Raw genomic sequence first — 12,352 nt, forward strand, 5'->3', positions numbered from 1 at the left:
TATGGTGTCTGATAGAGATCACCACAAGTTTAGCTTGTGAGAATACCCTATCAAGCCTTGATACTATTAGGTTTTATGCCCCCGGAGAGGCTCGAACACAGAATCTCTATCAACAATCTTTCATGATTATAGCAGATGATAGAGGATGAAAGTTGTTGTAGCGCCGTTCCATAGAGATACTAAACAGGAAACAGTTGATAGGCACACTTCAGAGGGAGAAGTGCTAGATGTAACTGTTAAGGAGATTAGTGAGCTGGAATATAAAAGAGAGAACACTAATATGAACAAATATATTAAAGTAGCTGTTGCTTATAAGTTTAAACCTGAGGGAGAAGTCTATAAACAGGCACAATATAGAAAAGTAACACCTGAGGAAGATATCCAGCAAGTTCAAAACGATGTGTTACACATATTTAGTAATCTGTTTGATAAGTTAGTCTACCTCGAGGGGATTAATGTTACTGAGGTAAGTGAGATAGAATACCGAGCAGGTAGGATAGAGGAAGATGCTGAATTGAGATTCCTCCAACAGATCACACTGGATGGTTGTGTCTCGTGAGGCAGCAATTCAAAGCTACCTCTTTAGTTTTACCTAGAAAGATAAGGCTAGGGGTAGGGAGTTTTCGGATTTTTAAGAGTATAAAAAATATTATTCTGTAAAATTAATTTTATATGGTAAAATATCCTATATAAATATTTAAAAGGGGAATGGCTATGGGGAATATAAAAGTTACTCCTGAACAGTTGCGAAAAGTGGCAGGGACTATTAGATCAACTATCACGAATGCAACTGCAACACAGGAGCGACTAAAACGAGATATTGATATGATTTCTAGTAATTGGTTGGGCTCAACCTATATGAAATTTAATACGGATTTCCGTGATTCATCATTTAAAATGGCACAATTTATAACCATATTAGAGCCGCTTGAGAAGTTTCTACTTGCAACCGCAAAAAAATTTGAAGAAACTGATAATATGGAGGTTGCTAGTTCTGTGGGGTCATTGTATCTACAAGACCGCGTAAATGGTCAAACTGAGTTTTTTATAGGTTCAGCTGAATGGAAAGAAGATGGCCGCCTTGGCGGGAAAGCGGAGGGGGATTTAGTAACAGGAAAGTTTGATATTTCAGAAAACACTCAATTCATGTTTAAGGCAGGACATGGGGAGATTGATGTAAATGCTCCTTATTCCTTTGATACCATAAAGGAAGACTTGTTTACAGGCAACATTATTGGAGGAAAAGCAGGTGTTACAGGTCTAGAGAATACCATTACAACTAGTGCTATATTCGATCAGGAGATGAAGGCAACGCAAAAATTCCTAGATGGTTCTGTAGCTTTTGGAATTGAGGATTACACCTTAAAAGATGATGCAGAGTTAACGGTTCAAAAATATGAATTATCAACAAAAATTGATATCCCAGACTTTATCCCAATAATAGGTGAATATGATTTTGAAGTACGTGGAGAATTAGGATTAGGAACATTTGGTTATAAGCTTCATGCTGGCCAAGAAACTGGTGCGTATGTCGGTGGTGGAAAAGTTGGTGGTGGTTTGTTTGGTAAATTTGTTAAGGAAGGACAAGAGTAATTATGTTTAAACAAGCAAGAGTTATAAAAATTTTTGGATTTTCAGCTTTACTTATATTTAGTTTATTTGCTCCTTATGGGTGGGGGAAAAAATTAGCGTTAATTGCTTTTATAATATTGCTAGCTCTTTTGTCTTTTGGTACAACGAACTTATTAGAATACATAACTAATAAATTTAAAAAAAATAGAGATAAGTAGTTTACTTAAACAAGGAAGAATTCAATTATTGTAAGTATGCTCTGTGTATTATGATAGGGGATACCTATGGTCACAAGTACAGAGGAATTATTTGTGATTTTGAGGGTACTTTAACTTGTAGATTTTAATAATATTTGATTGGTTTTTATAACAATGAAAAGGAGAATATATATGAAACTTTTACCAATAGGAACAGTAGTAAAACTAGAAGAAGTAGAACCGATTATTATGATCATTGGAAGAATGGTTGTATCAGCAGATAAACGTGATTTTGATTATGTGGGCGTCCCTTACCCAGTGGGCTATTTAGGTGATGAAAAAGTATTGTGTTTTAATCATAATAAGATTGTAGAGGAAATGCATAGAGGGTATATGACTGAAAGTGAATTAGTTCTACGTGAGAAATTAGTCGAATTGTAGATTAGTTTAAAAATACATATAGATTTTAAAAACACGATAGGAGAAACAAAATGGGTAAGATAATGAGAACTCTTGTAATTATAGGTATACTTATCCCTCCGGTACTACTGTGGAGTGCACCTGATATTCCTCTAAATGATAAACTGCTGTTTACAGGTTTACAGCTAACTGTAGGATTCACCACAGTAGTAGTGTTAGAGGTTATATTTAGAAATCGAAAAAAGAAGAGGGCAGAATAGATATAAATTGTATAGAATGGCAGATAAGAATATTGGTGGTTAATTATCTCAATAAAAGAAGCTAACAGAAGCAGGGAGAAATCCTTGCTTTATTTTTTTTATAGAATTACTAAGTAGAGTATCGTTAAATTAGGATATCTGAAGGGGAGTACTGTAGGTGAACTGGCGATCTGGTTAAATAAATAGTAGTCTTAAGAGTTATCTCACTGATTTCAATGAGTGTAAAAACTATAATTTTAATTACTATACAAACTTAAGTAGCATTTTCTTTTCAGTCCTTTCTCAGTTTTATGGAAACAAAAAAGAGGACGCCCCCTGAGCCAGCTGGTTTGCTGACTAGAATTAGTCCTCTGTTAACTTGTAGTGTCTGATGGAGACCCCACAGTTTTAGCTTTTGAGAATACCTTCTCAAGCCTTGATACTATTAGGTTTTATGACCCCGGAGAGGCTCGAACTCACGACCTCCACCCTGTCAAGGTGGCGCTCTCCCTGCTGAGCTACGGGATCTTCAAAAGTGCGTATGTAACAGCCTCTTCAATCTTTATGCTAAAGCAATTATATATAATTAACTGAAATTTAGCGATATTTTTTCAGTAAGTTTTAAAAGGGAAATCATATGCAATTATGCGAGTAGTATCTGAAGGGATAATAATGAGAAAAAACTTAGTAGGATGTAGCGGTCGTATTATTTAAGATATTTATCCAAAGGGTTTTCATCGTTTAAATCAACAAGTAAAGGACATAGGAATAATAGAGGTAGAGCGGCATTAGCATGATGAAAGGTGTCATTAGATAGATACTGCCTTCCAAAACAATACGGGCAATCCTTTTCAAATGTCACGAGTATCGACCACACATCTTTTACTTTCCACTTCGTTTTACAATACGTACAACGCGCCATGGAGTTCCTCCTCATTATAAGTTTTCTTCTAGTATATTCCATTCTATTGTACGAAAGTCATTTGTATTTGGTGTGATACAATGTAAGTTGTTTTATTTTTATGTGAATGTATTTAGTAATTTATGATCATTTGCATATCGTTTCATATTTTTGCAGGATGATAGATTTTCAGTTTCAATATCCAAATTGGCCAATATATCCTTTTTACAATTTACTTAAAATCATGTATAACAGAGATACAAGATTATTTTACCCCGCATTAACGGGCAGTAAGATCCCCGCTCAAAATTCAGCGAAAGCAAAGAATTTAGGTGGGAGATCAACTGCCCGTAAAAGCCCGATTGGTTCAACTAATAATCAGTGGGGAATGAAGCCCCCCCACTGATTAAAGTTTCACTTTATAAATATTCAGAAGTAGAGGGAGAATTATTGCAATGGTAAGGAGAATGTTCAAGATGCGCGTATCTAGAAATAGAACGATTTTGATTAATGGTTCGATTCTTGATGTGGATGTTACACATGATGAGTTTTTACAAGAGTTTGTTGAGTGGGTCGATTCTAAAGGTTGGTCGTTTATGGGGATGACAGATGAGATTACACCTGAGGAAGCTAGTCAAAATTTAATTGATTCATTGATTGATGAGAAGGATAAGAAAGAATAATTCTTTCTTATTTTTTATTGTATATTTATGTTCTTCATCGTAAAAGTATGATATAGTAAAAAACAGTAAATGTTCTTCCAATTTAATACAAATTACATGTAGATTGGTAGATTCAATTTTTAAACTGTGAGAGTATAGTGAAAAGGGAGAGTCATATGGTAAATTTTAAGAAAATTTTGGCTTTTATTACCGTTATTTGTTTATTTTTTTTGACACCTATGACGTTACGTGCTGAGACGAATATTGGAGTGAATCCAGAACAAGTGGCACCACCACCTAAGGAAGGGCCAAATGTTTTTGGTCAGTTTGCAACTACGATTGATGCGAAAACTGGAGATGTTTTGTATGACAAAAACGCACATCATCGTGCATTTCCGGCTAGTATGACGAAAGTGTTAACGGCTATTTTACTTATGGAACATACGAAGCCAGAGGATCAATTTACGTTTTCACAATTAGCATTAGATCAAGAGAAGAGTAATTATCAAATTGAGTTTCAACCTGGTGAGACGATTAATAGAAATACTGCACTTATGATTTTAATGGTACTGAGTGCAAATGATGTGTCGTATGCGATTGCGGAGCGTATTGGCGGAAGTGTTGAGAATTTCGCTAATATGATGAATGAGAAAGCGAAGCAATTAGGGGCGACAGATAGTCACTTTGTCACGCCAAATGGATTGCATGATCCGAATCATTATACAACACCATTTGATATGGCTATGATTACGAGAGGTGTGCAAAAGTACCCTGAGATTTTGCAAGCGATGAATACGAAAAGGACGACAGTTACGACATCTAGGCAGACGGTTTCTATTTTTAATAAATCTACTTATTTTGAAAATCCATTTAGTATTGGCGGTAAGACAGGTTTTACAAATGAAGCACGCAATACGCTCGTTCTATTAAATGAGAAGGATGGAAATCGTATTATAAATGTAGTAATGGCTTCTCAAAGACCTGAAATTTATGAAGATTTAAAGCAGATGGCGGACTATTCTTTTGGTCAATTTGTGAAGCAAACTGTACTAGATAAACATAGTTGGCATCAAAAGACAACGTATCTAAATAAAGATATTGATAGCGAGCTTGAAAAAAGTGCAGAAGTGATGCTTAAGAAAGATGAAGGAAAAAATGTGAGGACGATTTTCCGTGCGGCTTCATTAGATAAAGATTCTTTGTATCATAAAGGAATTCATCGTGGTGAGGTAGTTGGGGCAGTTGATATCACAAAGAATAATCAAACAATTGCGACGGTTAATGTTCTTTCTAAAGAAGATGTTACTTTTGCAATGCCTAAAAAAGATACGATCGAGCCTGAAGTAAATGAATCAAACGTGAAAATAATAAGCATTGGGATAGGTGCTGCCATATTATTTGGAGCCATTTTATTTGTAGTGTTACGCCGAAATACAAAAGGAATGAAATCAGAAGAAAAATAAATTACTAGTTTAAAGGGCTGTGAAGAGAATTTGTCACAGTCCTTTTTTATATTTAAAATAACTAATAATTGTAAATTTTCTTATTGCATTTCCGTTTCGTTCGTTATATTATTTACTTGTGTTCTTGTTAAAGAACAATAGTGGATATTGCATACTTCAAATAATATAAAACAACGGAGAGGGAGAGAAACGATGAAATTAATTTGGAAGGTGATTAGCAACGTTATCTCATTTGTTTTATTTGCATTAATGGTTTGCTTAGCTTTTGTAGTTATTTCTTCAAAAGCTAGCGGTGGGGATCCAACGGTGATGGGATATCAATTTAAATCAGTGTTATCAGGATCAATGGAACCAACATTTTTAACAGGATCAATCATTGCGATAGAACCGACGAAAGATGGCTCTAAATATCAAAAAGGTGATGTTATTACCTTTAAAGAAAAAGATGAAAAAATTATCACTCACCGTATTATCGGTGTGAAAGATACAAATGGAAAAGTAATGTATGAAACAAAAGGGGATAACAACAACGGCCCTGATTTAGAACCAGTACTTGCGGAGAATGTCATTGGGAAATATGCAGATATTACAGTTCCATATGCAGGGTATGCATTAAATTATGCGAATTCAAAAGCTGGAGCTGCTTTGCTTCTTATTATTCCAGGTGTCTTTTTACTAGGCTATTCCGCGATTTCTATTTTTAGTGCTATTCGTAGCATTGACGGAGAAAAAAAAGAGAAAAAAGTAGAACAATCCGTCTAGTTCGTTTGGTTATACTTTCCTTTTAGGAAGTTAACAAATATATATATTAAGGGGATATGGACATGACTTTAAAGAAAAAATTAGGGATGGGTATCGCATCAGCAGTATTAGGAGCGGCATTAGTTGGTGGAGGAACATTTGCATACTTTAGCGATAAAGAAGTGTCAAATAATACATTTGCGTCTGGTACGCTTGATTTAGCATTAAATCCATCAACAGTTGTTAATGTATCGAATTTAAAGCCTGGTGATACAGTTGAAAAAGAATTTAAATTAGAAAATAAAGGGACATTAGATATTAAAAAAGTACTACTAAAAACAGATTACAATGTAGAAGATGTGAAGAAAGATAATAAAGATGATTTTGGTAAACATATTAAAGTAACATTCTTAAAAAATGTAGACAAGCATGAAACAATCGTAAAAGAAACAACGCTAGATAAATTGAAGGGTGACACACTTACTGCGGTAAATAACGATTTAGCTGCTTGGTTCTGGGATGAAAAAGGTATTTCAGCAGGTAAATCTGATAAATTCAAAGTGAAATTTGAATTCGTTGATAATAAAAAAGATCAAAATGAATTCCAAGGCGATAAGTTACAATTAACTTGGACGTTTGATGCACAGCAAGGCGATGGTGAAACAAAATAATAAGGACAACAAAAAGAGACTATCGAAAGTGATAGTCTCTTTTTCTGCTAAAAGTGAAATGTAAAAAGAAACATAATTTTTATATCATTTTGTAATTCATTTTATTATAATAAAGATATAGTTCTTGATAAAGAACACGTTGTTCGATAGGAGAGATTAAAATGCTGAAGCCACCTCGTAAATTCAAAAAGATGCTTATATTGCCATGTTTGTGTTCGATTACTTTTTATTTAGGCTCTCAAATGATGACTTATACAGAAGCAGCTTTCATTCATGAAACGAAAGTAGCGGCTACTATTTCTACAGCAAGTATTTTTCCGAAAACAGTTGATCAATTAATAGAACAAGCTAAGCAGCATAAGGAAGTTATTTTGAATGAGTATGAAGGGATGAAATCAAAATTAACTGTTAGCTCCGCTCAAGAGTTAGAACAGGCGCTTGTTATATGGAAGAAAGGGCGAGAGAAAATAGCAATTGAGAGAGAATCGTTACAAAAAGTATATAAATCAATAGAAGAACCTTATAATCAAGTACAAGAAGAGTTAAAAGGAAATACAACTGAATCGAATAAGCAAGTATTCTCGTATGTGAATGCTGGTTTTCATATAGTGAAAGAAAACTGTGAGTATGTTGATAAAGAAGTTAATTTACAGGTGATTGATAAACAAATTCAAGATTTTGAGAAGCTACTAGTAGATGAAACAGCAAAACAATTGAGTGAGGCTGAGAAACAAAAGGAATTAGAAGAGAGTAAGAAACAAGAGGAAGCGAAAAAACTAGAAGAGAGTAAGAAACAAGAGGAAGCGAAAAAACTAGAAGAGAGTAAGAAACAAGAGGAAGCGAAAAAACTAGAAGAGAGTAAGAAACAAGAGGAAGCGAAAAAACTAGAAGAGAGTAAGAAACAAAGAGAGTAAGAAACAAGAGGAAGCGAAAAAACTAGAAGAGAGTAAGAAACAAGAGGAAGCGAAAAAACTAGAAGAGAGTAAGAAACAAGAGGAAGCGAAAAAACTAGAAGAGAGTAAGAAACAAGAAGAGCAGAAAAATAAAGATAGCAAGTAAAATATAGTAATATTCTAGAGTAGATAGGGATCATAAATAAATAGGTGAGGAGAGCACTATCACTCGCCTATTTCTCATGTCCTGCTCATTTTAGTTAGATGGATAAGGCTATTAATTAGTGGGGATAGGTCAAGAAATCAACAATATTATTTTGATTTTTCAACATTTAACTGAAAAATCAAAATAATATTGAGAAATAAAAATAACTGAAAATATTAATAAATATGTGTTGTATTTAGATAGTGATGTTCGTTATAATGAACGTAAGGTTTTTAAAAAAGAACAAATATTAGCTAAGCTAATATAGTTTTAGTTACATCTCTTATTTTAAATAAGAGATAGCAATAAAAATATAAAAAACAGCTAGGGGGAATTGATTGTGAGTCTGAAAAAGAAATTAGGTATGGGAGTTGCATCAGCAGCATTGGGGTTATCTTTAATTGGTGGAGGAACATTTGCATACTTTAGCGATAAAGAAGTATCGAATAATACATTTGCGGCTGGGACGTTAGATCTTACATTAGACCCTAAAACGCTTGTAGATATTAAAGATTTAAAACCAGGGGATTCTGTTAAGAAAGAGTTCTTATTAAAGAATAGCGGTTCATTAACAATTAAAGACGTTAAACTAGCGACAAAGTATACTGTGAAAGATGCAAAAGGCGATAATGCTGGTGAAGACTTTGGTAAGCACGTTAAAGTGAAATTCCTTTGGAACTGGGATAAACAGAGTGAGCCTGTATATGAAACAACTTTAGCAGACTTACAAAAAACTGATCCAGATCTTTTAGCTAAAGATATCTTTGCTCCTGAGTGGGGAGAAAAGGGTGGATTAGAAGCTGGTACAGAGGATTATTTATGGGTACAATTTGAATTTGTAGATGATGGAAAAGACCAAAATATCTTCCAAGGTGATTCATTGAATTTAGAATGGACATTCAATGCTAACCAAGAAGCTGGAGAAGCAAAATAATAAAAAAAGCGGGTATCCCCCGCTTTTTTTAAAAAGAAAAAAGAAGTGCGGTTTGTAAGCACTTCTTTCTATTATTTTTGATCTTGCTTCCATTTTGTAAATTCAAGAAACTCACGAAATTGTTCTTTGGAGACACCTGAGCTCATTGCATCTTTAACGAGTTGTGTCCATTCGGAGTCTAAGTGATTTTCCTTTGTTGTTTCATCATGAAGTAAAGTATCAACTGGAATTTGTAGAACTGCTGCGATTTTTTCAAGAAACTGAATGGAAGGGTTTTTTTGTAAATTGCGTTCTATAGAACTAATGTAAGATTTAGCAACACCGGCTTTTTCGGCAAGTTCAGTTAATGAAATACCTTTTTGTAAACGCAGGCGTTTTATACGTTCTCCAATCATATTTGCGCACCTTTCTATCAATATGTCGTCGTCTTATGATGTCATTATTATAACATAAACTTCGCTAAAAAGAACAAACCTATTGAGCCTGGCTTGATGGTCTCATACGTTGGAAAAAATGTTCGATATCTTGCAAGGCGATACCGGCGTCTAGAGCTTCAAGTATTAAATCAATCCATTCTTGATCCAATGTGTCAGTCTTATCTTTGTACAAATGTAATTCCTCCCTAATTATCGGTCATAACTGCTGCTACAGAATACGTGATAATGCAATCGGATTTTGTATTTATGTAGTGAATTATCAAATATTTTGTAGATAAAACAAAGATAAAATCCCCATTAAATTCCCTCTATGGCGATTATAAAGTTTCTGACAAATATTTTCAATATTTTCAGAAAACATTGTTGAATTGTGATATATTCGTATGCTAACTATGGAATTTTTACAAATATATTAAAAACATTACATGATATGACTAAATATTGAAAAAATATTGAATTTTTAATAAAATTCAATTTGTAATACATATTATTTATTAGGGGAGGAAATAAGGGATGAACAAGAAACCGTTCAAAGTTTTATCATCAATCGCTTTGACAGCTGTATTAGGCCTTTCGTTCGGAGCTGGTACTCAATCTGCATATGCTGAAACACCTGTAAATAAGACAGCTACGAGCCCAGTTGATGATCATTTAATTCCGGAAGAACGTTTAGCGGATGCGCTAAAAAAACGTGGGGTAATTGATTCGAAGGCTTCAGAGACAGAAACAAAGAAAGCTGTCGAAAAATACGTAGAGAACAAAAAAGGTGAAAATCCTGGGAAAGAAGTAACAAATGGGGACCCACTTACGAAAGAAGCATCTGACTTTTTAAAGAAAGTGAAAGATGCAAAAGCAGATACGAAAGAAAAGTTAGATAAACCTGCAACAGGAACACCTGCAGCGACAGGACCAGTTAAAGGTGGGCTAAATGGTAAAGTACCAACATCTCCGGCAAAGCAAAAAGCGTATAACGGTGATGTTCGTAAAGATAAAGTACTCGTTTTACTTGTAGAGTACGCTGACTTTAAACATAACAATATCGATAAAGAGCCAGGCTACATGTATTCTAATGATTTCAACAAAGAACACTATGAAAAAATGTTATTCGGTAATGAGCCATTCACATTAGATGATGGAAGTAAAATCGAAACATTCAAGCAATATTATGAAGAGCAATCTGGTGGTAGTTATACAGTAGACGGAACAGTTACAAAATGGTTAACAGTTCCTGGGAAAGCTGCTGATTACGGTGCAGATGCTGCTAGCGGTGGTCATGATAATAAAGGGCCAAAAGGACCACGTGACTTAGTGAAAGATGCATTAAAAGCAGCTGTAGATAGTGGTATAGATTTATCAGAGTTCGACCAATTTGATCAATACGATGTAAATGGTGACGGAAATAAAAATCAACCAGACGGTTTAATTGATCATTTAATGATTATTCATGCGGGTGTTGGACAAGAAGCAGGCGGTGGTAAATTAGGTGACGACGCAATTTGGTCACATCGCTGGACTGTTGGACCAAAACCATTCCCAATTGAAGGCACACAAGCGAAAGTTCCATATTGGGGTGGAAAGATGGCAGCATTCGACTACACAATTGAGCCAGAAGACGGAGCAGTTGGTGTATTCGCACATGAATATGGTCATGATTTAGGTCTTCCAGATGAGTATGATACACAATATAGTGGTCAGGGTGAGCCGATTGAAGCTTGGTCTATTATGAGTGGCGGAAGCTGGGCTGGTAAAATCGCTGGAACGACGCCAACGAGTTTCTCACCACAAAATAAAGAGTTTTTCCAAAAAACAATCGGTGGTAACTGGGCAAATATCGTAGAAGTAGATTACGAGAAATTAAATAAAGGTATCGGTTTAGCAACATATTTAGACCAAAGTGTTACGAAATCAGCAAGGCCAGGTATGATTCGTGTAAACTTACCTGATAAAGATGTAAAAACAATTGAGCCAGCATTTGGTAAGCAATATTATTACAGCACAAAAGGTGATGATCTTCATACGAAGATGGAAACACCACTGTTCGATTTAACGAATGCAACGAATGCAAAATTCGATTTCAAGTCATTATATGAGATTGAAGCAGGTTATGATTTCCTTGAAGTACACGCTGTAACAGAAGATGGTAAACAAACGTTAATTGAAAGACTTGGTGAGAAGGCTAATAGTGGAAATGCAGATTCGACAAATGGAAAATGGATTGACAAATCATATGACTTAAGCCAATTCAAAGGTAAGAAAGTAAAATTAACATTTGATTACATTACTGATGGTGGTTTAGCATTAAATGGATTTGCTCTTGATAATGCTTCATTAACAGTAGATGGTAAAGTAGTATTCTCTGATGATGCAGAAGGTACACCGCAATTAAAATTAGATGGCTTTGTTGTATCTAACGGAACTGAGAAGAAAAAACATAACTATTATGTAGAGTGGAGAAACTATGCTGGTGCAGATAACGCATTGAAATTTGCACGCGGTCCAGTATTTAACACTGGTATGGTCGTATGGTATGCGGACTCTGCTTACACAGATAACTGGGTTGGCGTACATCCAGGACATGGTTTCCTTGGTGTAGTTGACTCTCACCCAGAAGCAATTGTAGGAACTTTAAATGGTAAACCGACAGTTAAGAGTAGTACACGATTCCAAATCGCTGATGCAGCGTTCTCATTCGACAAAACACCAGCTTGGAAAGTTGTATCTCCAACGCGTGGAACATTTACGTATGATGGCTTAGCGGGTGTACCGAAATTTGACGATTCGAAAACGTATATTAACCAACAGATTCCAGATGCAGGACGTATTTTACCGAATCTTGGTCTGAAGTTTGAAGTAGTAGGACAAGCTGATGATAATTCTGCAGGTGCTGTTCGTTTATATCGTTAATACAGTAAAACTACCGAGAGATTTTTTTTCGGTAGTTTTTTTGTGAGCAATGAATTTTATATAAAAGAAGAAATTATATATAATGTAACTTTACGAATAGAAATTTATTATAT

15 protein-coding genes and 1 tRNA gene are annotated in these 12,352 nt (G+C 34.8%); 12 read left to right on the plus strand and 4 right to left on the minus strand.

Features of this window, described 5'->3' with window-relative positions; genetic code table 11:
* The first annotated feature begins 145 nt into the window (after positions 1 to 145).
* The 5 genes from EKQ63_RS08045 (at position 146) to EKQ63_RS08065 (ending at position 2,449) form a co-directional block, all read left to right on the plus strand.
* A complete protein-coding gene (locus EKQ63_RS08045; RefSeq protein WP_223290782.1) occupies positions 146 to 559 on the plus strand; it encodes a hypothetical protein in 414 nt (137 codons plus the stop codon).
* 155 nt (positions 560 to 714) lie between these two features.
* A complete protein-coding gene (locus EKQ63_RS08050; RefSeq protein WP_087994545.1) occupies positions 715 to 1,593 on the plus strand; it encodes a WXG100 family type VII secretion target in 879 nt (292 codons plus the stop codon).
* A gap of 2 nt (positions 1,594 to 1,595) precedes the next feature.
* The gene (locus EKQ63_RS08055; protein ID WP_077316981.1) at positions 1,596 to 1,790 is read left to right on the plus strand and encodes a hypothetical protein; all 195 of its coding nucleotides are present in this window, start codon (positions 1,596 to 1,598) and stop codon (positions 1,788 to 1,790) included.
* Between the two features lie 171 nt (positions 1,791 to 1,961).
* A complete protein-coding gene (locus EKQ63_RS08060; RefSeq protein WP_071727897.1) occupies positions 1,962 to 2,210 on the plus strand; it encodes a DUF4176 domain-containing protein in 249 nt (82 codons plus the stop codon).
* A gap of 50 nt (positions 2,211 to 2,260) precedes the next feature.
* Positions 2,261 to 2,449 (plus strand): hypothetical protein, encoded by a 189-nt coding sequence (locus EKQ63_RS08065; protein ID WP_087994544.1) that lies wholly within the window; start codon positions 2,261 to 2,263, stop codon positions 2,447 to 2,449.
* 434 nt (positions 2,450 to 2,883) lie between these two features.
* On the opposite strand, the gene EKQ63_RS08070 is transcribed toward EKQ63_RS08065, so the two are convergent.
* Positions 2,884 to 2,956, minus strand: a tRNA-Val gene (locus tag EKQ63_RS08070).
* A 178-nt stretch (positions 2,957 to 3,134) separates the two neighbouring features.
* Positions 3,135 to 3,350, minus strand: coding sequence for a hypothetical protein (locus EKQ63_RS08075; RefSeq protein WP_049111720.1), 216 nt, complete (start codon positions 3,348 to 3,350; stop codon positions 3,135 to 3,137).
* Positions 3,351 to 3,784: 434 nt separating this feature from the next.
* Between EKQ63_RS08075 and EKQ63_RS08085 the strand changes: the two genes are divergently transcribed.
* From EKQ63_RS08085 to calY, 6 genes are all read left to right on the plus strand, one after another.
* Positions 3,785 to 4,012, plus strand: coding sequence for a hypothetical protein (locus tag EKQ63_RS08085; RefSeq protein WP_143880946.1), 228 nt, complete (start codon positions 3,785 to 3,787; stop codon positions 4,010 to 4,012).
* A gap of 155 nt (positions 4,013 to 4,167) precedes the next feature.
* Entirely contained in the window at positions 4,168 to 5,454 is a 1,287-nt protein-coding gene (locus EKQ63_RS08090) for a D-alanyl-D-alanine carboxypeptidase family protein (RefSeq protein ID WP_087994540.1), read from the plus strand.
* A gap of 192 nt (positions 5,455 to 5,646) precedes the next feature.
* Positions 5,647 to 6,216, plus strand: a complete 570-nt coding sequence (sipW, locus tag EKQ63_RS08095; protein ID WP_087951725.1) for a signal peptidase I SipW — start codon at positions 5,647 to 5,649, stop codon at positions 6,214 to 6,216.
* A 62-nt stretch (positions 6,217 to 6,278) separates the two neighbouring features.
* Positions 6,279 to 6,866 carry a CalY family protein gene (locus EKQ63_RS08100; protein WP_000172849.1) on the plus strand — a complete coding sequence of 196 codons (588 nt, stop codon included), beginning with the start codon at positions 6,279 to 6,281 and terminating at the stop codon, positions 6,864 to 6,866.
* Positions 6,867 to 7,027: 161 nt separating this feature from the next.
* Positions 7,028 to 7,780, plus strand: a complete 753-nt coding sequence (locus tag EKQ63_RS08105; protein WP_143880947.1) for a DUF4047 domain-containing protein — start codon at positions 7,028 to 7,030, stop codon at positions 7,778 to 7,780.
* Between the two features lie 524 nt (positions 7,781 to 8,304).
* A complete protein-coding gene (calY, locus tag EKQ63_RS08110; RefSeq protein ID WP_000053729.1) occupies positions 8,305 to 8,898 on the plus strand; it encodes a biofilm matrix protein CalY in 594 nt (197 codons plus the stop codon).
* A gap of 71 nt (positions 8,899 to 8,969) precedes the next feature.
* On the opposite strand, the gene EKQ63_RS08115 is transcribed toward calY, so the two are convergent.
* Both EKQ63_RS08115 and EKQ63_RS08120 read right to left on the minus strand, forming a co-directional pair.
* Positions 8,970 to 9,293, minus strand: a complete 324-nt coding sequence (locus tag EKQ63_RS08115) for a helix-turn-helix domain-containing protein (RefSeq protein ID WP_000578882.1) — start codon at positions 9,291 to 9,293, stop codon at positions 8,970 to 8,972.
* Positions 9,294 to 9,372: 79 nt separating this feature from the next.
* Positions 9,373 to 9,507, minus strand: a complete 135-nt coding sequence (locus EKQ63_RS08120; protein WP_000276223.1) for an anti-repressor SinI family protein — start codon at positions 9,505 to 9,507, stop codon at positions 9,373 to 9,375.
* A 341-nt stretch (positions 9,508 to 9,848) separates the two neighbouring features.
* Here EKQ63_RS08120 and inhA1 point away from each other — a divergent pair, with 341 nt between their 5' ends.
* A complete protein-coding gene (gene inhA1, locus EKQ63_RS08125) occupies positions 9,849 to 12,239 on the plus strand; it encodes a M6 family metalloprotease immune inhibitor InhA1 (RefSeq protein ID WP_087951727.1) in 2,391 nt (796 codons plus the stop codon).
* Positions 12,240 to 12,352: the final 113 nt, after the last annotated feature.

This window comes from Bacillus sp. BD59S, from assembly GCF_007363175.1.
In the GTDB taxonomy this organism is placed as follows: domain Bacteria; phylum Bacillota; class Bacilli; order Bacillales; family Bacillaceae_G; genus Bacillus_A; species Bacillus_A pacificus.